Source organism: Pseudomonas sp. NFX98 (assembly GCF_047784845.1).
Taxonomy (GTDB): Bacteria; Pseudomonadota; Gammaproteobacteria; order Pseudomonadales; family Pseudomonadaceae; genus Aquipseudomonas.
In genome coordinates, this window is the sequence record NZ_JBLNNF010000001.1 from 71,102 (window position 1) to 92,384 (window position 21,283).

The following is a 21,283-nucleotide window of genomic DNA, read 5'->3' on the forward strand; positions in this document are numbered from 1 at the left end:
TTAGCCTTTTTAAGCGGACGCCCATGCCACAAAAACGTCGTTCCTATTTCAAATCCTTCAAGTCCCAAGTCATTACCGAATGTGCGCAGCCTGACACCTCGATTGCCAATGTCGCCTTGACCCACAACCTCAATGCCAACCTCGTCCACAAATGGATTCGGGTGCATGCTCAGAAGAACCTGGCACTGCAAACTGCCTTTATTTCGGTCAAGACCGCGCCGTCGATAGCGACGCATCAAGCTCTTCCCGCTACGATCCGAATCGAAGTGCCTCATTCAAAAGGCGTAGTTGTGTTGAGTCGGCCGACGGAAAATGCAGCGTCGTGCTCCGCTTTCCTACGAGACCTGCTGCGATGATCCGTGTTGATTCCATCTGGCTCGCCACCGAGCCCATGGACATGCGCGCCGGCACTGAAACCGCGCTGGCGCGAGTTGTCGCGGTGTTTGGTGCGGGGAAGCCGCACTGTGCCTGTCTGTTCGCCAACCGCCGCGCCAATCGCGTGAAAATTCTCGGTGCATAACGGCGTGGGGATTTGGCTTGCCGCCCGGGATGCCAGCGGAAAGCTCGACTACACGGCCGGCGTATTCACCGTCGAGCGCCATATCCATGAAAAATGGGCCTGCGAGTAGTGCGAAACACTAATCCAAGCGCCGGTACCGGTGCACGTTATCGACAAAGGCATCCAGACGGCGGGTCTGCTGGACCACGTCATGGGGCCAAGTTTGCCGACCATCTGCCGCTGTATCGGCAGGAGAAAATCTTCGGCCGCACCGGACTGCCGATTGCTCGCTCGACCTTAGCGCAGTGGGTAGGCAACTGCGGCGTGCAATTACAGCCGCTGATTGATGCGCTGCGCGAAGCCGTGCTGGCGCACGGCGTCGTCCACGCCGACGAGACCCCAGTACAAATGCTGAGGCCTGGCGCGAAGAAAATTCATCGCGCTTATGTCTGGGCCTATGCCACCAGCCAGTTCTCCGATCTGTCCGCGGTCGTTTATGACTTCGCCGAGCCGTGCTGGCGAACATGCCCGAGCCTTCCTTGGCCACTGGAACGGCAAGCTAGTCTGCGACGACTTCGCTGGCTACAAGGCAGGTTTTGAACTGGGCGTCACGGAGATCGGCTGCATGGCTCATGCACACAGCAAATTCTTCGACTTGCACGCGACCAACAAAAGCCAGATCGCCGAAAAAGCGCTGCTACATCGCGGCCTTATACGAAGTTGAATGAGAAGTCCGCGAGCTGGAACCGGGTGTCCGAAAGCGAATACGACAGGAAAAAGCAGCGCCAATCGCCGACGCACTTCATACCTGGATGAACGCCCAAAGACAGCTTGTGTCTGAGGGTTCGACCATTGCCAAGGCCTTGGATCACAGTCTCAAACGCTGGATAGCACTAACGCGCTATCTCGATGACGGTGCTGTGCCCATCGATAATAACTGGTGCGATAATCAAATCCGGCCCTGGGCTCTTGGGCGCTCGAACTGGCTGTTCGAAGGTTCGTTACGCAGCGGTAAACGTGCGGCGGCGATAATGAGTTTGATCCAGTCGGCGCGGCTCAACGCGCATGATCCGTATGCTTACTTGAAGGATGTTCTTACACGCCTGCCAACGCAGCGTGCGAGTGAGATTGCCGAGCTTGCCGCACAGGTGGGTGCCCGTTTTATCACGCAAGGTATATTGGGCGGACGCTCACGGTCAAACTCCAGGATTGGAGGTTTTTCTTAAGTACAGTTGAGTGCGTTCCAGGCAATTACCGACGGCTTGGGTTTAGGCGGTGTAATCCGCAAAAACCTGTCCGCCGTCGGCATCGCTAATCAGAAATTCATACGGACCTTGTTTCGCGTCGAGTTTTGAGCAAAAGCTCCGCGCCCTTCTCGGCAATCATCATGGTTGCCGCGTGGGTATTCGCAGAAACGATTGTCGGCATGATCGAAGAATCGATTACCCTAAGTCGATCGAGGCCATGCACGCGTAATTCATGGTCTACAACCGCATCCACGCTATGGCCCATCCGGCAAGTGCCTGCTAAGTGGTAAGACGAACGACCATTCTTACGTGCATAATCTAACAGCGCATCATCATGAGCAAAGGCCTCATCTGGCCCTGCAGTACCGGCGCGGATTCCATCGAATGCGGGCTGCTCGAGAATTTTTCTGATCAGGCGTAGACCACGTACAGCGACTCGTTGATCGAGTTGCTCGGAAAGGTAATTGTTGACGATCTCCGGTTTTGCCTGCGGATCAGAAGTTTTGATATGCACATGACCGCGGCTAGCTGGCCGATTTTGTGTAAAGCTCAACGAAACACCCGGGGTCGAATCCATCACCAACTTGTTTTCGCCCTTGCCGCCTCGAACAACCCGAACCGATCCAGGCATACCCCATAACTGAATATCCGCAGAATCGGCATCTTCCATGACTCTGCTGTACCCAGTGACTTGAGCCGGCGAGTTTCCGAGGATGCCTCCACCTGTGAACAGATAACGGATACCGTTGAAGATCAGCCGAAAACCACGCATTTGTTCGTTGATACTTCCCACATTTTTTAAGGGTAGCTGAATTCCGATGTTGTAGTGATCCTGAAGGTTTTCCCCGACACCGGGTAGTGCATGCACTACCGGCACCCCCGCCGCTGCAAGCCGGTCGGGCGCCCCAATCCCGGAGAGTTGTAGCAGCTTAGGACTATTGATTGCGCCCGCAGCGAGAATAACTTCCTCGCGAGCCCGAGCTGTTGCCTTGAGTCCCTGATGTAGGTATTCGACACCTACCGCCACGCGGCCTTCCAATACTACTCGGCTGACCTCCGCGCCGGATATCAGCGTGAGATTCGGGCGTTCCATTGCAGGCTTTAGATAGGCGGCTTCACTACTAAAACGTTTGCCGTGCCACTTATTCATTTGCATAAGACCGAGGCCGTTTGGATCCCCGCAGTTGTAGTCTCCGCCGGCAGGCAGCCCTGCTTGCTCAGCGGCCTCGATAATCCGAGCGCTCAGCGGATGCGGATCAATTACGCTGACGTGCATTCGACCTGTTGTAGAGCGATTGTTAGTGAACTCGCCGTGATAGTTTTCTATTTTGCCAAACAGAGGCAATACCTGATCCCATGACCACCCTGTGTTACCCGATCGGTGCCACTGGTCAAAATCGTTCCTGTGACCCCTGACATAGGCCATACCGTTAATGGATGAAGAGCCACCAATGACCTTGCCACGCGGGGTAAACAGTTCCCGCTTATGAATATGCGGTTCAGGGCCCGAGTTATAGCACCAGTCGTAACGGGGATCACCAATAATTTTCCCGTAGCCACTTGGCATTTTGATGAAGAAGGCGTCGGAGCTACCGCCTGCCTCTAATAATAAAACCTTAACCGATGGGTCCTCGGTAAGTCGAAAAGCCAGCACGCAGCCCGCCGAGCCGCTACCAACGATTACATAGTCATAAGTATTGTTCATCGGCTAACACCGACGGGTGCCTCGCGCATATAAACGGTTTTGAGTTCTGCATAGAGATCCATCCCAAACCTGCCACCCTCCCGACCGGTCCCGGAAAGCTTGTATCCACCAAAAGCAAACTTACTATCGTGCTCAAGTCCGTTGTGCGCGAAATTACCTGCCCGAATACGACAGCCGATCGCGTAAGCTTTCTCGATATCACTTGTATAGACAGCACCATTAAGCCCGAATGCACTATCGTTGGCGATAGCGATCGCTTCCTCTTCGTCATCAAAGGCAATCATGCTGATGACTGGGCCGAAAATTTCCTCTTGGGCAATTGCCATATCATTGGTGACGTCGACGAATAGTGTCGGCTCAATAAAATAGCCGCGATCGAGGCCCTGTGGACGTCCCCCGCCAGTCACAATTCGCGCTCCCTCGGAACGTCCCTTCTCTATATACCCCGTGATCCGCTCAAGCTGACGCTTCATTGCGATCGGGCCCATCTGTGTCTGCGGATCGAATGCGTCTCCGATCTTTACTGAACGCAAAGCCGCCGCATAAGCCTCAGCCAGTTCGTCACGACGCTTACGCGAAACCAGTACGCGGGTAAGAAATGCACACCCCTGCCCTGCCATGTGAACGCCGCTGGCCGGGACCAGTGTCTTGATCACATCCTCGATAGAGATGTCGTCAAGCACGATAGCCGCTGACTTGCCTCCCAACTCCATGCTGCTGCGTACCATTCGCGCCGCACACAGTGATGCGATGTGCGCGCCCGTAACCGAGGAGCCCGTGAATGAGACTTTGTCGATACCAGGATGACGAACGAGATGGTCACTCGCTTCACGGTCAGCCGGTACTATGTTGAAAACACCGGGTGGGATTCCTGCCGCTTCAGCACATTCAGCAAAAATAAAGACATCGAGCGGTGATTCTGGTGCCGCCTTGGCAACGACGGTGCACCCCATCGCCAAGGCTGGAGCGACTTTGAGAGACATTAAGTGTGCGGGATGATTCCAGGGCGCAATAGCCGCTACAACACCCACTGGCTCGCGCCTCGTTATTGCAACACCACCATTGTCGCGTCGCGCCGTGTTAGTAAATCCTTCTTCACGACCCAGACCAGCGTAATAGTCGTAAAGCATCCCTGGATCGGCAAGCATATGGGATGCCATGGTGATGGGTACACCTGTCTGCAAACTCCAGCATGCGGCAAGATGCGGGGCTCGCTGTCTGAGTAACGTTGCCATTTTTTCGAGATAGACCGCGCGCTCAGTAAAGGTCATTCGTGGCCAAGACCCGAAGTCAAAAGCGTGTCTGGCGGCTGCGACCGCCCGATTGACATCTTCGATACTTGCACCGGCAACGACGGAATGCTGCTGCTCATCCGACGGCGAGATCAATTTCAAATCACTGCTTGCCGGAACCCACTGTCCGTCGATGTAGAGACATCCAGGGTGAGAAAGCTGTACCCGCGAATCACTATAAAAATCTCTCATTTCGCTTCCTTTTTGTTTTGATTGTGAAGGATTTTGCAGCGGAGCTAACTCTAATGCGGCAGCACAGGCGCATTGCAGACATCAAACCTAGACAACTAGGTTAGCTAAAAGAATATTCCGTCGTTTCTGTCGGGTCAAGCCAGCGCGAGGCAAGAGGCCCGCGCTTGAAAATAATCGCAATGTTTAGAGGCCTTAGAACTGAGGCGCACACGAGCAACCGGAAGGGTGCTAAGTAGCAAACCCATCGCCGCCCGGCACCGAAGTCAGCCGGCGGGGCAAACATTCGTATTCGATGAACCGGTCGCTATTCAACGAGATGCAGATGAAGGGTTACGTGGGATGGAGTGAGCAGCCAAAGCGCGGATCTGTTAAGTCACCTCAAGACGTGGCGCCATCACATATCCGGACAGGTGCTGGCCAATTCATTGATGGAAGAACCGAACCGGCTTGCATTTATGACTCATTCCAAGACATCGAATCAACGACTGTTCATTTCAAACGTCAGGACCGAACAGACGTTGATTCCCGAGCTTCAAGCCTGTGGAAGCTCGGTTTATCTCCATAAGATCGTCAGTCAACCATTAAAGAAGCATGAGGAATGTCATCGACACGCTCCCACTTTCCACCAGGAATGATTTTACGCAGCACAATCGCATCCTTCCCTTTCAATGCACGGTGATCGTGGGTCCCGAAACCCAAGTAGGTGCCATTTCCGCCCATCCCACTTGGAAGCATTCGGACCTTTTCAAGGCCTTCGCAGAGACCGCGACGCGTCATAATTGGCGCCAAGGCCAATCCCTCAAACAGCACTCGGAACGCGTCATGGCAAGAAAGCTGGAAGTCCGTGTGATAGACAGCACCATGCCGTTTTTCATACTCAGCCAAGAAGCGCTGGCCGATGGCATTTCGCTCGTCGTAAACAGTTGTTCCGACCCAGCCATCCATGGATCCTTGGGCTTTAGGGCCACGACCAATACCCAGACTGCTGTTACACACAACCGATGGACGCCAATCTGTTTCGTTGAGAGCTCGACCAATCGCGCACGTCCCCAGCGTTGTTGCAACAGCGAGCGCCTCAGGGCCTGTCGACCTAATATTTGCAACCGCTTCCCTGGCCTGCCGCATCTGCAACTCACCTGGCGTCCCCATTTCCCGGATGCGCATTGAAATACGTTCTTCGGAAGTCACGCGTATGCCGGCGCGTTTGCCAGCGATGCGAAGGAACTCAACAAATTCGCCCGAATGCCACATGGTGTCCCAGACGATGCCCATGCTGGATATGCCTTTAGCTTTTAGCCAGTCCACCATACGGAATGCGTCCTCCGGGCCGCTGCCCCAGGAGACGCTGAAGCACCATTGACTGGATACGTATGAGGTAGCAGTAATGCTAATGGTAGGGACTTGGTAAAGGTCGGCCTGTTCCCTGACAGCCATCGCGTTGTCCGCCGCGGCCGGCCCCACGATGGCGACCACGCCTTGATCCATAAGGTACTTCCATGCATCGGTGACTGACTGAGTCGAGCCCGTCGGCAGCCCTTCGCCAACCGCCTCGATGAACTCAATGTCATAGTCCAGAATCTCACGCCGTTGCGCATCCTCCAAGGCGATCGCTGCGCAGTTGCGCCAAACTTCGGGAGGCAATTGCGGCTCCGTTACCAGAATACCTATCTTAAGCGTCATACAAGCCCTCGTTTTTTATTGTTGAATTACTGGCGAAAACAGCCGACTTAGCCTCAAAGGGGGTGCTCATGGACATAACGTTTTGGCGTAATGGTGCACTCTTGTCGCCGCTTTTCATAACGGCGCCTCCCAACGCGCGCAGGACTGCGGCCTACATGCGGGAGCAGCTTTTTAGGCTACGGCGGCCCAACTGCCGACGACGACCTTGAGTGAGCCGTATGCCTGCCCGCCGGGTTTGCGCCCATACCCCAAGCAGCAGCGACCGACTAAATTGACTAACCTAGATAACTAATTTAACATCATATACATAGTCAGTCAATTGAAGGGGCCTCTAACCTTCATCCCCCAGGTTGCGTGACGAAACTTACTCAGCTAGCTCATCAGCACATTTACGAAGGGTCCTGCATGTCGGCAAAAATCGGAATTTTGATAACGGAACCACAATTGTCGCCTGAAGTGTGGCGCAATTGCGCAGCGATCGCATTGGAGGATGCGCACCGGCGTGAGATTTTGGACTATGACGTTGAGTTCATCGAGGCGCATGGTGAAGGGTTGCCGACCGGTTCCACTCAGTCAGTCACCGACGCATGGAAAGAATTGGCAGATCAAGGAGCCCTAGCCATCATTGGGCCGGCAACCGCTGATAACGCGATGGCCGTGCGGCAGATGGCCGACCAATATCAGGTTCCCACCATCAGCATCACCGCGACCTCATATGTTGCAAGTGAGTGGTGCTTCAGCGTTTCTTGGGGCAGCGGCCCAGAAGATGCATTCCGTATGGTGGACTGGCTTAAGGTTAACGGTATTTCGAGCATGGGCATTGTCTGGGACACCATGTGGCATGCCGGCGAGTTTGTTGAGTTTCTCAAGATTGCTGGCAAGCGTGCCAATATAAACGTGACCTCTACTGAACGCGTATCTGTGTTCGGCGCAAAAGAAGCGTCACGCGACCCAATGGCGCAGGCACGCCAAGCGATAGCAAACATTCGATCGACAGCCCCGCAAGCTCTAGCAGTCGCTTCAACCATTGCGACCATCCCCTTGAGCCTGGCACTCAAAGAGTCCGGCTGGCAGATTCCCGTCGTGTGCAACAACAGTCTAGGCGCCGGGCGCGAGCCTAGAGCTCAGGGAGCGATGGATGGCTGGGTGGGCACATCGGTGTACGACGAGCGAAATGCCATTGCCCAGAGATTCCTTGATAACTACGAAAAGCGCCACGGGGCGGCAATTCGAACCGACTTTCTCCTATCATGCCATGACGCATTCCGCGCGCTCTTCGAAGGCCTCGCTCTAGCGCCTATCAGGACCCGAAGCGGACTCCATGAAGGGCTCGAAAAGGTTCGCATGCTCCCGAGCGGCATGGGATCGCCCGGCACATATCTCGGTTTCGGTACCTTTGATCACCGCGCGTTAAAAGGCAATGGAGCCATTGTGCTGCGTACGATTCTTCCTGGTGGAAAATGGCAACGTCTGGAAGATTTACCCAGCCAATGATCACGACGTCAAATCGCCCTGCGCTAGTTTGCAGACGAGGCCCCTACCGCGCCCATCAGTCGTAACAGCTGCAGATTCTCGTCGAAATTTAATGCGCTGTTTTGAAGGCATTACCATAATTTCCGCTGGGTCACTCACGCGAGCTCAGGGACAGAAATGGGTAGCCACCATTGGCATACGCCTCGCCATGTTCGGCGAGCAGGACTGGCGCAGCGTGGCGAGCCCATGCGCAGCGAGGATTTAAGCTCGAATCTCATGGAGCCTGCACCGCATCAGTCGAATCCGCCTCCGCTCTCAATCACGAGAGTAACCGACCAAATCGCCATCGAAAATCAACTGACGAAACAGCCTGAGCAATCCCATTTTTGGTAGGAGCTACAGCGAGTCCGCCACGATTGGCGAATAGCGACTCGATTCTAGACATAATGAATCAGTGACAGTTTTATCTAAACAGGGCATTGCCAAATAGCTATCATAGTTATATAAGTTATACATACCACGCAGGGATCAAGACTACAGCGACGACGCCTAGGCCCCGACAGCTGGCCCATTGATGCAATACCTGTGCGTAAGAAAACCGTGCGTTGCCGGGTACTGGAAGCCAGGCTCCTCAGTATCCCCCAGCAAAAACACTGTCCTCACCGAATCTCGCTGCGCTACGCAGCACTTTGAGTCAAGGAATCTCCATATGGCTGACATATTATTGCCACAGCTAGGATCAGACATGACAGACGGCACCGTCATTGCTTGGCATAAAAAGGAGGGCGATACGGTCAAACTAGGCGATCCGCTCTGCACAGTGAAGAGATCCGAGAGCAACGCTGTTGTTGAATCTGTAGCAGGCGGGATTCTAAGCAAGATAATTGTTAAAGCTGCTGAGCGGGTGCCAGTCAATACGCTTTTAGCAATTGTCGAAGCAAGTCACCCATCAGTATCGCAGCCGGCAACAGCAACCAATGAATCAGCGGTGGACATAGGTTCTGTCATGGACAATTCCCCAGATGACATCCCGCATAGTATGACGCGTAGAACTATTGCACGTCGCCTGACTGAGTCCAAACAGCAGGTGCCACATTTTTACGTGAAGGGAACCTGCCGCATCGATGATCTTCTGGAGCTACGGAAAAAGATCAACGGCAGTGCCGAGGTTAAAACGTCCCTCAACGACTTCATCGTACGGGCCGTCGCACTCGCGATGACAAAAGTACCTGGCGCCAACGTTTCTTGGGGTGAGAAAACCATGCGACAGCATAACCAGGTAGACGTGGCGGTGGCGGTCGCAACCCCTCGTGGGCTAGTCACCCCAATAGTGCGTGACGTCGCGAATAAAAGGCCAGTTGAAATCGGCAGCGAGATACGAGCCCTGGCAGAACGCGCACGCACGGCGAGGTTAAAACCTGATGAATACCAAGGTGGAACAGTTACGGTCTCCAACCTCGGTATGTATGGGGTTGAGGAATTCAGTGCGATCATCAACCCGCCGCAATCTATGATCTTTGCCATCGGCGCAGGTGTGGAGCGTGTGATAGCTAACGCAGGGGAGATTGAGATCGCGACCATGATGAGCGTCACTATATCGGCTGACCATCGAGCAATTGATGGCGCTGTAGCCGCACAATTGTATGAGGCATTCAAGACGTTGATCGAACAACCACATTCACTATGCGCCACAAGGCCATGAACAAATGGCGGCGCATCTTAAACACGCTTTTTACTTACTCTTTTTATTGAATGGTTGCCGTCAGGCATTCGTTTCAAGAGCATGGACATCTGGCGCTTAGCGAGATGTTCTGCATGACGCCATCCCTTTCCACGAAAAAAGGCGATGGCGTCACCCTACTCCCCCGGCTGACAGTCACTCCGCCCCTTAGCAGAATGCCCCACTATTCAGAACAAGACTGGAACTGCTGCGCTCGCGATCCTTGAAATGTATTCAGCCGAAGCGCGTGGTAACAACCGTGGCGGCGAGCCTCAGAAAATATCACCGCTTGCACTCATAAAGCTCTGAAAGCCCTCCGAGAAAAAGATGATTCCTACAAAGCCACCCACTTCCTTGAAGGAAAGGCAGGTGTGGCCCTTAGGTGGTTACCGTGCCGGCTGAATTTTGAATGAGCTTGCGCTCACCTAACTTAGTTTTATCTAGGAAAGCCAGCGCCCTTTCCATATAAAGCTGCCAAAAGCTAGCCGCCTCGTCGGTTTTCCCCTTTTCAAGCAAGTTACAAAGGGCATCATAGCCAGCAACTGTCTTGGTCATATTCGCTTGCAAAGCTTCGGCAGAGGCCTTACTGCCACCCTCGTTGAGGTTGATGGTGTAAATGCCATCTGAAATCGATTGTAGAATGCTTACCAACATAGCGACGGTCTTGTTGCCGGAGGCGCGAGCCAAAGCCTCATGGAAGCGATTGGTACCCGTTACAACATCGACATATCTTCTGTCAGCTAGTGCTTGCTGTAAATTTTCTACGCACTCACGCAAATGCTCCCTAGCCCCCTCCAGCTCAGGCGTTTTGTTTTTTAATGAGCGGATAATTGCTGGCTCAAAAAACATACGCGCTTCATGCAAGTCACGCATAGTCACGCCTTCGGAAACCAGCATGAAATTGGCGTATTCCGCAGCCTTCTGGATGCTAGGGCCGAGGATTACAGCCCCAGATCGCGTCCCACGCCCGATACTGATCAAATTTTCCGCTTCAAGTATTCGAAGCGCCTCACGCAACGTCGGACGTGAGACACCGAAAACAGTCAGTAACTTGCTTTCCGCTTGCAGCATGCTGCCGGCCTTCAGTTTGCCTGATGCGATCTGATCCCTGAGTCGGCCAGCTACTATGTGTGAAAGCTTAGGGAGCTTAAGATCATCCCCGATCGTCGTCGCAAGTACATTCTCTTCGCCGACTGTACTGTCACCTTTTGCCATCCTAACCTCCAAAATAAGCACAGTCTCCAGAATCTCATTAATTAGTCAACTTAGCTAGCTCTTGATGTGTTGTGTGTGCCGCCACTGAGGTCTTTTGCAGGCACATCCCTCCTAAATCCCCTATTCAAGACTCATTAGCGAATAGATCGCCAAGCTGGGTGCATTATCTCCCGCTCCTCGCGCAGGCTCGAAAAACGCCCAGCAGAAAGAGAGCTGATTTTTTACTTCTAGGCTTGCAGCCAGATGCGATTCGTCATAACATAAATACCTGTATAACTAGGTTATCTTCATTGTTTGGTTACACGAGTGTGATTACCCAAGCGGAGTTCCCGTTATACGTTGATCAGCGTCTAATACCGACGTAGCGCAGCGACTGCAGGCGCTCATTAAATTGTTCTCATTGGCTCCCTGCACATCGGCCAGTGCGCTGCTCCGAGATATAGGACTAAACCATGCCTGCAACTAGTCAACGTCATGCTGACGTGATGGAGATCACGCTTGATTGGCCTGAGGTGCGAAATGCATTGGGTCCGGCGGAGGGGCGCCAACTTCGCGAGTCGTTAGAAGCGGCGATTGAAGATGAAACTATCGCAGCCATAGTAATAAGCGCTAAAGGAAAGTCTTTCTGCGCGGGGGGGAATCTGCCTGAGATTGTACGCTTGGCCGAACAAGGCCCAGAAGCGGTGCAACAAGCCATTTACGGGGAGTTCCAAGGAGTTTTCCGCGCTATCTGTGACAGTCCTATCCCTGTTATTAGCGCCGTCGACGGCGCTGCCGTCGGTTTTGGCTGCGACCTTGCCCTTGCCGGTAGCGCGACATTCATCGGTTCCCAAGGCTGGATTGCGCAGGGCTGGATAAAAGCCGGACTTATCCCTGCCACCGGCGGAACTCACTATGTGGTGAAACGTGCAGGGCAACAGGTGCTGTGGCGGCTATTGGCGGCAGATAAAGTGGACGGTCCAACTGCTGAAGCTTGGGGCTTGGCGATTGCTTGCGATGATGCACGCAAAGCGGCTTTGGACATGGCAAGCAAGCTTGCTTCGTTTCCAAGAGCCCCGTTGAAGGCCGTAACAAAGCTGGCAGGCATTACCGAACTACAGGAACATCTTAGCGCCGCGCTAGCGTTCCAGACTGGCTTCATTACTCACCCTGACTTTCCAGTATATGCACAAAAACTTCTATCAAGATGAAGTTCTTGGCGCTTAAGCGTAGGGTAAGCGTCCGCCCAACACACCTTGTGTGATTAAACGGGCGCCCACCTGTGCGGCAACAGCTCGGTTATCTCACTCGCACGCTGCGTCGGCAGGGGTGTAAGAACATCCTTCAAGTAAGCATACGGATCATGTCCGTTGAGCCGCGCCGACTGGATCAAACTCATGATCGCCGCCGCACGTTTACCGCTGCGTAACGAGCCCGCGAACAGCCAGTTCGAGCGTCCAAGAGCCCACGGCCGGATTTGATTCTCGCACCAGTTATTATCGATGGGCACAGCACCGTCATCGAGATAGCGCGTCAGCGCTATCCAGCGTTTGAGGCTGTAATCCAGGGCCTTGGCGATGGCCGAACCCTCAGGCACAAGCTGTCTTTGGGCGGTCATCCAGGTATGAAGTGCGTCGGCGATTGGCGCTGCTTTTTCCTGCCGTATTCGCTGTCGACCACCCGGTTCCAGCTCGCGGACTTCTCGTTCAACTTCGTACAAGGCCGCGATGTAGTGCAGCGCTTTTTCGGCGATCTGGCTCTTGTTGGTCGCATGTAAGTCGAAGAACTTTCGGCGGGCATGGGCCATGCAGCCGATCTCCGTAACGCCCAGTTCAAAGCCTGCCTTGTAGCCGGCAAAGTCATCGCAGACCAGCTTGCCGTTCCAACTGCCCAGGAAGGCTCGGGCATGTTCGCCAGCGCGGCTTGGGCTGAAGTCGTAAACGACCGCCGCCAGGTCGGAGAACTGACTGGTGGTATAGGCCCAGACATAAGCGCGATGAGTTTTTTTAGCGCCAGGCGTCAGCATTTGTACCGGCGTCTCGTCGGCGTGAACGATGCCGTGCGTCAGCACGGCTTCGCGCAGCGCATCGACTAGTGGTTGGAGTTGCACGCCGCAGTTGCCCACCCACTGCGCCAAGGTCGAACGGGCGATGGGCAGCCCGGCGCGACCGAAGATTTTTTCCTGACGATACAGCGGCAAATGATCAGCGAACTTGGCCACCATGACATGGGCCAGCAGGCCTGCGGTCGGTATGCCTTTGTCGATGACGTGCGCCGGTACCGGCGCCTGGATTAGCGTTTCGCACTGCTCGCAGGCCCATTTCCCACGGATGTGACGCTCGACGGTGAACACGCCGGGCGTGTAGTCGAGTTTTTCACTGGCATCTTCGCCGATGCGCTTGAGAGCACAGCCGCACTGGCAATGGCTGTTGTCCGGTTCGTGATGGATCAGCGTGCGAGGAAATTGCGGCGGCAGCGCTGCGCGCTTAGGTTGCTGGCGCACTTTGGCTTCGAGCCAACATCCACTCGTGCAGTTTTAGCGACGGGCACTGCCGTTTCCTGGCGTAATCGCCAACGATCTTCGTCGCTCATGTCCTTGGCGTGTCGCTCGACGTCATACAGCCCGCCAATCGAGTGAAGCGCCTGCTCCGCCAACTGACTTTTATTGGCGATATGCAAGTCGAAGAACTTGCGGCGCGCATGGGCCATGCAGCCGATTTCGGTGATGCCCATCTCGAAGCTGGCCTTTTAGCCGGCGAAGTCATCACAGACCAGCTTGCCGCTCCAGGTGCCCAGGAAGTTACGCGCATGTTCGCCGGCACGGCTGGGGCTGAAGTCGTAGACCACGGCTTTGAGTGCTGAAAACGGCGTCGTGCTGTAGGACCCGACATAGGCGCGGTGGATTTTCTTCTCGCCGGGCGCCAGCATCTGTACCGGCGTTTCATCGGCGTGAACCACGCGCTGGGCCAGCAGCGATTCGCGAAGCGCATCGTCCAGGGGCTGATGCTGCACTCCGGTTTAACCCACCCACTGCGCGAGTGTCGAACGCGGGGATGGCCAGGCCGGCACGACCGAAGATTTTTTTCCTGTCGATAGAGTGGCAGGTGATCGGCGAACTTCGCCACCATCACGTGGGCCAGCAGGCCCGCCGTGGGGATACCCTTGTCTATTACCTGCGGCGGCACCGGCGCCTGGATCAGTGTCTTGCACCGCCGGCAAGCCAATTTCCCCCGAATGTGCTGCTCGACGGTGAACACGCCCGGCGTAGAGTCCAGCTTCTCGCTGACGTCTTCACCGATGCGCTGAAGCTGGCAGCCGCAAGCGCACTGAGTGGTGTCCGGTTCGTGATGGATTACGGTGCGCGGGAACTGCGGCGGCAAATGGCGCACGCTTGGGTTGCTGGCGTGGCTCTGTCTGCGCAGGTGAAGGATGAAGGGCTTTTAGCTCCGCCTCGATGGCCTCGAGGTCGGTATTGAGCAGGTCATCGAGCAAGCTACGTTGCGCCGGCTGATCTGCTCGCTGCGCTTGGCGAACTTGTGGCGTTTGAGGATGGCGATCTCATGGGTTAGCTGTTCGATGATCGTTTCATCACGATGGATCTTTCTGCACTGGGTGTCGACCTTGGACAACAACTGCGCAGCCAGTATGCGCAGCTGTTAGGGAGTCATTTGGTCGAGATCGGGCAAAGGAGTCCTGGTGCGGATTTTACCAAAACAGCCCGACCGCTACAGTAAAAAGGCAACACCTAAAGCACTGCGATGACGCCACCTGCACCTACTCGCTGCCAAGGCAATCCAAGTACCAGCGCCTGGAGCTGCTCGGGGTCGAGTTCAACCTCCGTCCCACGATAGATGCCCGGCCAATGAAATTTGCCTTGGTTCAAACGCCGCGCCGCGAGCCAGATACCGACACCGTCGTGCACTAGCACCTTCATGCGGTTAGCCCGGCGGTTGGCAAAGAGGTAAGCGCTGTGCGGTTTCGCTGCACCGAACACGGCGACCACTTTTGCCAATGCGGTCTCAGTGCCGGCACGCATATCCATGGGCTCGGTGGCGAGCCAGTTGGCATCGACGCGAATCATTGGGCCAAGCCACGAATAAAACACGCGCAGCCGTCCGGATCCGAGGCTGGCCACTTTACGGTGATGGATTTATCACCCAGAGGCAGCGAGATGATTACCGACTCTCCTGTTGCACGCCTTGGTATCACTTTTACCGGAGCGAAAGCCGGCAAGGTTGCAGGCGATTGTCCCGGTAGGCCGGTAGCCACTTGCGGATTACATTTGCATTGATGCAGTGATGGATGGCTACGCTGGAAATCGTCGCTCCGGGCTGTAGGCATTCCCGGATGATCTGGGCTTTGAATGGTTTGGGGTAAGAGCTTCGTTGGCGCATGAAAATCCTGGCGATAAGGGTGGTGGCTTCCGCTTAAAAATACGCGGACACCATCGTCCTTAATGCTGGAGTTCGCTAGGTGACTTTGCCGGACGGTTACGCTTAAGCACCTAAGCTACTATCACTACCATTACCGACGCTCGGGTGCTTGCTAGAAACTTCATCATAAGGTGCTAAGTGTGCATGGTAGCTATAAGTGTTCATGCGAGGGGCAGTGACAGCGCCTTGACGTTTGGGCCGTTATTTTGAATTCGAATCAGAGCTGTATCCCCTGCCAAGGCCGGCTGCTGATCATCCTGTGTGCCGTCCGGTCACTCAGGTGTAATTTGCTGGCGACTAATTAAACCCGTGGTAGTTCTTAATACCCAGGCCGGGATAACTTTTTCCAAGGGGAGTGTCGGGTTTGAGAGTTCTCAATCACAAAATTCATTGCTACTGCGGGCGCGATAGCAACCGCCGATCTTGAACAGTTTTCAGTGAGCGCGTCTGGGCTTTTCTGACTTGCCGCCTAGACGCCTCACATTAAGCGTTCCGCTACTGAGAACGAAGCGATTTTGCCATACATTGTTCGTCAGCCAGACTTTCCAGAAACTTTCGAACTTCTGGGCGACTAATTTTATCGGACACCGTTCGCGGTAAACGCTCAATCTGATGAAAGCGGACTGGAACCTCGTAAGGGGTCAGCTTTTCCTTTGAAAAGCTTTTGATGGCTGACTCGTCTAACCTGACTCCAGGATAGGTTTCAATCACCGCCACAGGAACCTCTCCCAGCCGCTCGTCCTGCACTCCTAGAACGATAGCTTCGTAGACACCAGGATAAAGTTTGAGTACATCAGCGACTTTACCCGCCATGACTTTGAACCCTCCGCGAATGATCGCATCATCAGCTCGTCCGATAATGTAAAGGAAGCCGTCATCGTCCAGACGAGCTAGATCGGTCGTACGGATCCACTCCTTCGAGTCGTCAATTCTTTGAAGCTTGGCCTCTAAAATACCCTGCTCACCGGATGGCACAGGCTTACCGGTAATAGTGTCCACAATGCGAATTTGTGCCCCCTTGGTAGCACGCCCAACGCTCCCGCGCTTTCTATCCGAGAACAGACCATGGTCTTCAAGACTCCAACTTGTCACTACTCCCATGAATTCGGTTGCACCGTAAGTCGTGAGCACTGCTACTCCAAACTTTTCTTCAAAGGCCAATTGCAGTTCGACAGAAAGTGGGGCGGTTCCCGCACGCACGGCTTTGACGCTTGAAAAATCGTCACGTGTGGCATCGCTGTCGACCATCATCTTAATGGCAGTAGGTGGCAATGCCGCGAATTTTGGACGATATTTAACCAACGCCTGACGGTAAAGCTCAGCATCGAATTTCTCGAAGAGAACAATCGGCCTCACCTCAAAGACGGACATCAAAGTGTTGAATGTACCCGCCGTATGCACTAAGGGACCAAACATCAAGGTAGGAGAGGTTTGTGGTTTTAGCTCGAAATGGTCCACAGTCCCCTTGGCGCTTCGTACTCCATCCCGCAAGGAAGACTGAAGGGTACGTTCAGCGATCGGAATGCGTTTCGGAACACCAGTCGTACCACTAGTTTGTATTTCGATGAGCACACCTGGCTTGCGAGTGCGGAAAACCTTGCACGACCTTTTCAAGATCGTTTCAAACGACACCGTTCCTCGAGAGACCGTGACGGCAACCACCATACAACCTACCGCTTTCGCAGCGGCAACTACTTCCGGTGACAGGTCGGCATGGCTACCGAGCAGGCACCCCAGATCTAGGGACACCACTTCTTCGGCAATCATATTTACAGGGCGGATGGCGTTTATCAGCAAGCACCCCCGAGCGGCCCCAAGAATTGAAATGAAGCCAGTAAGCTGCTCTGGTCGATTACGGCCAAGTAGGCCAATGATGCTTTCGTCACCGAGCCCCGATTGACCCAGTAAACTACTCAGCCCAGCGATTGCATCAGACAAGGCCGACCAACTCAGCGCCTGCCCCTCGAAGTTAATGGCGGCTAGGTCGCCGCCAGCAATGGTTGCAAGGACGATGTGTTCGGCGATTCCAGACATTTAACGAATCTCGTAGGGTTTTCGTTTGCCGTTTTGCAGCATGTTTTCTACTTGGGCTATGCCTAAAGGATTTCCTAACTGGGTATAGTGCAAGCCTCGAGCCATCGCTTGGGAACGCCCAGTATCTAACGATTCCCAGATTGACCTTACAGTACCCTGTGTTGCCACAGATGGTTTGGACGCAACGACTGCAGCGATTTGATGAGCCCGGGCGAATAACTCCTCGTGTTGGACTACCTCAGTTACCAACCCAATTTGGTATGCCCGTTCGGCTCCCAATCGTTCTTCAACACCCATTAGGGAAACTCGGAGGATCTCACCAAGAGGCATACGCCGGGACATGCTTATCGGTTCGAGCGCGGCAACCAGACCGAAGTCCACATGAGGGTCAAAAAATGTCGCTTCATTCGAAGCAATGACGATATCCGAACCGCCTACCACATAAAACGCGCCCCCTGCGCACATACCGTTAATTGCGCATATAACAGGTTTCCATAATTTGTGGTGTTTAGGATCAAGGCTTTCGCCAGGATCAGGCTTGTTCCAAATATTGTCAGGATATTTGAAACCCTGAACGCGATCCAAACCTGTCGAAAAGGCACGACGGCCTTGTGCTCGAAAAACCACGCTGTGGACATGATCATCATCGCGCACGACTTGCCATAGACGCTTTATCTCCGCCATCATTTCAGCATTTATAGCGTTCAACTTGTCGTCGCGATTCAGGGTAATAGTGGCTACATGATCGTCGCCCACTTCGAATGTAACCATTTCGGTCATGACAGTGTCCTCAGCGTTTCGGAAGTGTGATGAAATCACCACTTGCATCACCCAATTTCATTCCACCATCGCAATCAAGAATGGTTCCCGTAATGTAGCCGCCCATCTCTGAAGATAGGAATATAGCGGCATTGGCGATGTCACTGGCATTGCCAAACCGGCGGAGCGCGGTGTGCGCACTCCATTTGATCTTGTCTTCTTCTGTTGGCGCCATGCGCTCGACCCCCTCGGTACCGCGAATTGGGCCGGGTGAGATAGCATTTACTCGAATGCCCGCTTGGCCCCATTCCATTGCCAATACCTTAACAATCATGTTCACTCCGGCTTTAGCAGCACAGACGTGAACCTGCTGCGGCAATGGCTGTACCGCTTGTGGCGCCGTGATAGCGATGAGTGAAGCTCCAGGCGTAATGATAAAATCGTAGGCGGCACGGAACACGTTGTAGGTGCCCAAGAGATCAATGTCGACAACGGTTTTGAAGCCGTTGGCGGAAATGCCTACTGCAGGGGACATAAAGTTACCAGCAGCGCCTGCAATCACTACATTGGGCTTGCCTAGCTCCTTGCTGGCTTTATCGAACAGCGCTCTGATGGCCTCGATATCGCGTACATCGGCACTACCTGCCAATGCGACCCCCCCTGTCTGCTCTCGTATATTCAGCGCCGCAGCCTCGGCTTTTTCAGCATTGCGCCCAAAGACTAGAACCTTATCTCCTTGAGCCGCGAAAGCTTTCGCAATACCCAAATTGATGCCGCTGGTACCGCCAGAGATGAATACTGTTTTACCTGTCATGGAGACTCCTACCAACCTGATAGCGTGGCAACGCGAGCGCGGTGCGCCGACGGCATTCCCAAGTAGGCTTGATCGAACAAAGCACGCTTTAGCCAAATATGGGCACCGTACTCCCAGGTGTAGCCAATGCCACCGTGCGCTTCAATCATACGGCGGGTGATCTCAGGGTATATTTCGGTGATATGAGCTTTAGCCAACGCTGCCGCTTCATGAGCAGCAGGCGGATGGGTATCGAACATATGAGCCGCAAACCAATAGAGTCCCATTGCAGGCTCAACCAAAAGAGCCATGTCGGCAAGTTGGTGCTTTAGTGCCTGGAATGCTCCAATAACTTGGCCGAACTGCTCGCGCTCTTTACAGTAGTCAACAGCCATTTGAACTGATCGGGACGCGCCGCCAAAAGCATCCGCGGCAAGAAGGATCAGGCCGGCATCAACCACGCGCGGGCCTGCGGGGTGAATCATCCGTTCAAATGGCGTACTGTTGAACTGAATGTGGGCTAACTGCCGACCTGCATCGGTAGATGACACCTGCGTAAAGAACAAACCAGATGCACCTTTTTGGACAACTCCCAATTGGCCCCCGCTTAGGCCCACCACGATCAAGTCTGCGCCATCAGCGTGTAAAACGTAATTTTTGGCCCCTGTCAGCTGATCCACTCCATCGAGCGTCCAAGAGTCAGCTGTCCACTGCCCCTTCGCTTCTGCCAAGGCCACTGTGGCACGGAGCTCGCCGGAAACCAGCCCAGGCAACCATTTGGTTTTTTGATCATCGCTGCCCGCTAAGGTAATCGCTAGCGTAGCGAGCGCGTGCTCAAAAAAAGGCCCTGGCATCGCGAAACGGCCTACCGGTTCAGCAACTACCGCCAAGTCGAGCAAACCAAGACCCAATCCACCGTATTGTTCAGGAACCAGCATCCCCCCAATCCCCAGATCCATGAGCCCGCGCCACAAGTCGAAGTCAGGACCAGCCGTTTCATGGGATGCCAAGGCTCGATTGATAGGGCATTCTTTTTGGAGGTAATTGGCAACCACATCCTGAAATGCGCGTTGCTGCTCATCTAGATCAAACCTCATTCTTGATGACCCTCACGCGGTAGACCGAGACCACGCTCGGCGATGATGTTTCGCTGTATGTTTGACGTACCGCCTGCGATAGCCGCAGCCAACGAATTCATGTACTGGTTAACCCAGCGCTCGTTACCCGGCCTGGGATTACCAATGGGGGAGATGAGATTCTCGTCCTCCAAAATGGCATTAGCCACCTTGGCGACAGCTGCTGCATAGTTGGACTGAACAAGCTTGTTCATCATTTGCAATAGCCCACCACCCTGCCCCGACAGTTCACGGCTCATTTGGAGATAACTGCTGCAGCGTTGTGCCTCGAGCTCAGCCTTCAGAGCGGCCAGTCGGTCTCGTACCCAAGGATCAAGAATCGCCGTCATACCGCCCTTTTCTGTGCGCCGTGCAAGACCTAACAAGCTCTCAAACAGGGCTTCCGACCGGTCGATGCCGCCGAGCATATTCCGCTCGTGCTTAAGCAAGGATTTGGACACACTCCAGCCCTCTCCTCGAGCCCCGACGATCCAGTCCTCAGGCGTCACCGCATCGGTGAAAAAGACTTCGTTGAAATCATCTCCGCCGTTGATCTGTTTCATCGGCCTGATATCGATACCCGGCTGATTAAGATCCAGCAACAGATAGGAAATCCCATGATGTTTAGGCGCCTGCGCTTCCGTGCGAATCAACGCAAACATGTATTGGCAGTCTCGAGCATATGATGTCCAAACTTTCTGACCATTGATGACCCATTGGCCCTCTCGTAACTCACCGCGTGTACGCAAACTTGCCAAATCGCTGCCGGATCCTGGCTCACTGAAACCCTGAGCCCATCTGTATTCTCCGCTCAGTGTCTTCGCGATAAAACGCTCTTTCTGCCACTCAGCTCCACGTTCAAGAAGTGTAGGAACCAACATTTGGACACCATTGCCCCTGATCTCTGCTGGCGCTTTGGCGGCGGCGAATTCCTCGGCGATAATGCGTGCTTTGATGGGGTCCGAAGGCTGTTCCGAACCACCATATTGCTTAGGGATCCCTCGATACAAATAGCCTTGAGCAATTGCTTTCTGGCGAAACAGGGTAGTATCGCTGCCGTGTTTCCAATGAGTGCACACGAAATCTCGTACTTGTGCTCGAAAGGCGTCGTGCTCAGCCCCGTAATTTAATTCCATGATATCCGCCG

General features: G+C 54.2%; 16 protein-coding genes and 3 pseudogenes. 6 read left to right on the top strand and 13 right to left on the bottom strand.

All coding sequences use genetic code 11. From position 1 onward, the window contains the following. Window positions 1-23 precede the first annotated feature (23 nt). The 3 genes and pseudogenes from tnpA to tnpC (ACM110_RS00320) form a co-directional block, all read left to right on the top strand. Window positions 24-356 (top strand): IS66-like element accessory protein TnpA, encoded by a 333-nt coding sequence (tnpA, locus tag ACM110_RS00310; RefSeq protein ID WP_416126097.1) that lies wholly within the window; start codon window positions 24-26, stop codon window positions 354-356. Further along, window positions 353-520 carry an IS66 family insertion sequence element accessory protein TnpB gene (gene tnpB / locus ACM110_RS00315; RefSeq protein ID WP_416126098.1) on the top strand — a complete coding sequence of 56 codons (168 nt, stop codon included), beginning with the start codon at window positions 353-355 and terminating at the stop codon, window positions 518-520. The genes tnpA and tnpB (ACM110_RS00315) overlap by 4 nt, the downstream gene beginning before the upstream one ends. A 28-nt stretch (window positions 521-548) precedes the next feature. After that, window positions 549-1,735: pseudogene (gene tnpC / locus ACM110_RS00320) on the top strand (IS66 family transposase); the annotation flags it as partial. Between the two features lie 87 nt (window positions 1,736-1,822). Here the strand turns inward: tnpC (ACM110_RS00320) and ACM110_RS00325 are convergent. The 3 genes from ACM110_RS00325 to ACM110_RS00335 all read right to left on the bottom strand — a co-directional run bounded on the left by ACM110_RS00325 (window position 1,823) and on the right by ACM110_RS00335 (window position 6,615). Further along, window positions 1,823-3,451: a GMC family oxidoreductase gene (locus ACM110_RS00325; RefSeq protein WP_416126099.1), complete on the bottom strand. Its 1,629-nt coding sequence runs from the start codon at window positions 3,449-3,451 to the stop codon at window positions 1,823-1,825. Beyond that, window positions 3,448-4,935, bottom strand: a complete 1,488-nt coding sequence (locus tag ACM110_RS00330; RefSeq protein WP_416126100.1) for an aldehyde dehydrogenase — start codon at window positions 4,933-4,935, stop codon at window positions 3,448-3,450. The genes ACM110_RS00325 and ACM110_RS00330 overlap by 4 nt, the downstream gene beginning before the upstream one ends. Window positions 4,936-5,505: 570 nt before the next feature. Beyond that, the gene (locus ACM110_RS00335) at window positions 5,506-6,615 is read right to left on the bottom strand and encodes an ABC transporter substrate-binding protein (protein WP_416126101.1); all 1,110 of its coding nucleotides are present in this window, start codon (window positions 6,613-6,615) and stop codon (window positions 5,506-5,508) included. A gap of 405 nt (window positions 6,616-7,020) precedes the next feature. On the opposite strand from ACM110_RS00335, the gene ACM110_RS00340 reads away from it, so the two are divergent. Further along, window positions 7,021-8,109 (top strand): ABC transporter substrate-binding protein, encoded by a 1,089-nt coding sequence (locus ACM110_RS00340; RefSeq protein WP_416126102.1) that lies wholly within the window; start codon window positions 7,021-7,023, stop codon window positions 8,107-8,109. A 688-nt stretch (window positions 8,110-8,797) separates the two neighbouring features. Continuing rightward, complete coding sequence (locus ACM110_RS00345) at window positions 8,798-9,790, top strand: dihydrolipoamide acetyltransferase family protein (protein ID WP_416126103.1); 993 nt, start codon at window positions 8,798-8,800, stop codon at window positions 9,788-9,790. Between the two features lie 396 nt (window positions 9,791-10,186). Here ACM110_RS00345 and ACM110_RS00350 read toward each other — a convergent pair whose 3' ends face one another. Beyond that, window positions 10,187-11,023 carry a FadR/GntR family transcriptional regulator gene (locus ACM110_RS00350; protein WP_416126104.1) on the bottom strand — a complete coding sequence of 279 codons (837 nt, stop codon included), beginning with the start codon at window positions 11,021-11,023 and terminating at the stop codon, window positions 10,187-10,189. Between the two features lie 452 nt (window positions 11,024-11,475). Between ACM110_RS00350 and ACM110_RS00355 the strand changes: the two genes are divergently transcribed. Next, entirely contained in the window at window positions 11,476-12,213 is a 738-nt protein-coding gene (locus ACM110_RS00355; protein WP_416126105.1) for an enoyl-CoA hydratase/isomerase family protein, read from the top strand. A 53-nt stretch (window positions 12,214-12,266) separates the two neighbouring features. Here the strand turns inward: ACM110_RS00355 and tnpC (ACM110_RS00360) are convergent. From tnpC (ACM110_RS00360) to ACM110_RS00400, 9 genes and pseudogenes are all read right to left on the bottom strand, one after another. Next, window positions 12,267-13,502: pseudogene (tnpC, locus tag ACM110_RS00360) on the bottom strand (IS66 family transposase); the annotation flags it as partial. Further along, window positions 13,498-14,655, bottom strand: a pseudogene (tnpC, locus tag ACM110_RS00365) (IS66 family transposase); the annotation flags it as partial. The pseudogenes tnpC (ACM110_RS00365) and tnpC (ACM110_RS00360), both read right to left, overlap by 5 nt. 92 nt (window positions 14,656-14,747) lie before the next feature. Beyond that, window positions 14,748-15,107, bottom strand: coding sequence for an IS66 family insertion sequence element accessory protein TnpB (gene tnpB / locus ACM110_RS00370; protein WP_416126106.1), 360 nt, complete (start codon window positions 15,105-15,107; stop codon window positions 14,748-14,750). Between the two features lie 106 nt (window positions 15,108-15,213). Then, window positions 15,214-15,396 carry a transposase gene (locus tag ACM110_RS00375; protein ID WP_416126107.1) on the bottom strand — a complete coding sequence of 61 codons (183 nt, stop codon included), beginning with the start codon at window positions 15,394-15,396 and terminating at the stop codon, window positions 15,214-15,216. A gap of 534 nt (window positions 15,397-15,930) precedes the next feature. After that, window positions 15,931-17,469, bottom strand: coding sequence for a class I adenylate-forming enzyme family protein (locus tag ACM110_RS00380; RefSeq protein ID WP_416126108.1), 1,539 nt, complete (start codon window positions 17,467-17,469; stop codon window positions 15,931-15,933). Continuing rightward, complete coding sequence (locus tag ACM110_RS00385) at window positions 17,470-18,249, bottom strand: enoyl-CoA hydratase/isomerase family protein (RefSeq protein ID WP_416126109.1); 780 nt, start codon at window positions 18,247-18,249, stop codon at window positions 17,470-17,472. Between the two features lie 10 nt (window positions 18,250-18,259). Next, a complete protein-coding gene (locus tag ACM110_RS00390) occupies window positions 18,260-19,042 on the bottom strand; it encodes an SDR family oxidoreductase (RefSeq protein ID WP_416126110.1) in 783 nt (260 codons plus the stop codon). An 8-nt stretch (window positions 19,043-19,050) separates the two neighbouring features. Next, window positions 19,051-20,118: an acyl-CoA dehydrogenase family protein gene (locus ACM110_RS00395; protein ID WP_416126111.1), complete on the bottom strand. Its 1,068-nt coding sequence runs from the start codon at window positions 20,116-20,118 to the stop codon at window positions 19,051-19,053. Beyond that, window positions 20,115-21,272: an acyl-CoA dehydrogenase family protein gene (locus ACM110_RS00400; RefSeq protein ID WP_416126112.1), complete on the bottom strand. Its 1,158-nt coding sequence runs from the start codon at window positions 21,270-21,272 to the stop codon at window positions 20,115-20,117. Before ACM110_RS00400 ends, ACM110_RS00395 begins: the two co-directional genes overlap by 4 nt. Window positions 21,273-21,283 lie beyond the last annotated feature (11 nt).

What these genes read in the sequence shown, in the direction of transcription:
- tnpA (WP_416126097.1), top strand. Translation starts at nt 24, where the DNA reads ATGCCACAAAAACGTCGTTCCTATTTCAAATCCTTCAAGTCCCAAGTC.
- tnpB (WP_416126098.1), top strand. Translation starts at nt 353, where the DNA reads ATGATCCGTGTTGATTCCATCTGGCTCGCCACCGAGCCCATGGACATG.
- ACM110_RS00325 (WP_416126099.1), bottom strand. Translation starts at nt 3,451, where the DNA reads ATGAACAATACTTATGACTATGTAATCGTTGGTAGCGGCTCGGCGGGC.
- ACM110_RS00330 (WP_416126100.1), bottom strand. Translation starts at nt 4,935, where the DNA reads ATGAGAGATTTTTATAGTGATTCGCGGGTACAGCTTTCTCACCCTGGA.
- ACM110_RS00335 (WP_416126101.1), bottom strand. Translation starts at nt 6,615, where the DNA reads ATGACGCTTAAGATAGGTATTCTGGTAACGGAGCCGCAATTGCCTCCC.
- ACM110_RS00340 (WP_416126102.1), top strand. Translation starts at nt 7,021, where the DNA reads ATGTCGGCAAAAATCGGAATTTTGATAACGGAACCACAATTGTCGCCT.
- ACM110_RS00345 (WP_416126103.1), top strand. Translation starts at nt 8,798, where the DNA reads ATGGCTGACATATTATTGCCACAGCTAGGATCAGACATGACAGACGGC.
- ACM110_RS00350 (WP_416126104.1), bottom strand. Translation starts at nt 11,023, where the DNA reads ATGGCAAAAGGTGACAGTACAGTCGGCGAAGAGAATGTACTTGCGACG.
- ACM110_RS00355 (WP_416126105.1), top strand. Translation starts at nt 11,476, where the DNA reads ATGCCTGCAACTAGTCAACGTCATGCTGACGTGATGGAGATCACGCTT.
- ACM110_RS00375 (WP_416126107.1), bottom strand. Translation starts at nt 15,396, where the DNA reads ATGCGCCAACGAAGCTCTTACCCCAAACCATTCAAAGCCCAGATCATC.
- ACM110_RS00380 (WP_416126108.1), bottom strand. Translation starts at nt 17,469, where the DNA reads ATGTCTGGAATCGCCGAACACATCGTCCTTGCAACCATTGCTGGCGGC.
- ACM110_RS00385 (WP_416126109.1), bottom strand. Translation starts at nt 18,249, where the DNA reads ATGACCGAAATGGTTACATTCGAAGTGGGCGACGATCATGTAGCCACT.
- ACM110_RS00390 (WP_416126110.1), bottom strand. Translation starts at nt 19,042, where the DNA reads ATGACAGGTAAAACAGTATTCATCTCTGGCGGTACCAGCGGCATCAAT.
- ACM110_RS00395 (WP_416126111.1), bottom strand. Translation starts at nt 20,118, where the DNA reads ATGAGGTTTGATCTAGATGAGCAGCAACGCGCATTTCAGGATGTGGTT.
- ACM110_RS00400 (WP_416126112.1), bottom strand. Translation starts at nt 21,272, where the DNA reads ATGGAATTAAATTACGGGGCTGAGCACGACGCCTTTCGAGCACAAGTA.